Source organism: Streptomyces aureus (assembly GCF_000725495.1).
Lineage (GTDB): Bacteria > Actinomycetota > Actinomycetes > Streptomycetales > Streptomycetaceae > Streptomyces > Streptomyces aureus_B.
The window spans coordinates 1-496 of sequence record NZ_JNZD01000082.1; the positions used below are offsets into that span (position 1 = coordinate 1).

Genomic DNA, 496 nt, shown 5'->3' on the forward strand with positions numbered 1-496 from the left:
ACAAGGACGAGGTCAAGACCAAGGTCGACAAGCTCTACGAAGAGGCCGAGCAGGCGACCGAGAAGCTCGACGGCGCCAAGGAGAAGCAGCAGAAGCTGCAGAAGCAGATCAGCGCCCTCCAGGACAACGTCGCCCGCGGCCAGGAAGAGCTCAACGAGCTGCGCGACGGCCTCGGTTCGATGGCCAGCGCCCAGTACCGCACCGGCGGCATCGACCCCTCCGTGGCGCTCTTCCTCTCCTCGGACCCGGACGACTTCCTGGACAAGGCCTCGGCCATGGACCAGCTGAGCGCCCAGCAGGTCGAGTCGCTCAAGAAGGTCCAGGAGAAGCAGCGTTCGCTCGCCCAGCAGCGCGCCGAGGCCTCCGCGAAGCTCAAGGACCTCGCCGACACCCGGGCCGAGCTCGCCAAGAAGAAGAAGGAAGTCCAGAGCAAGCTGGGCTCCGCGCAGAAGCTCCTCAACTCGCTGACGGCGCAGGAGAAGGCGGCCCTGGCCAC

1 protein-coding gene is annotated in these 496 nt (G+C 66.5%); it reads left to right on the forward strand.

Annotated features, from left to right (window positions below; translation table 11 throughout):
* On the forward strand, positions 1-496 hold a 496-nt coding region (locus IO36_RS36050), incomplete at both ends, for a coiled-coil domain-containing protein (protein WP_037626582.1).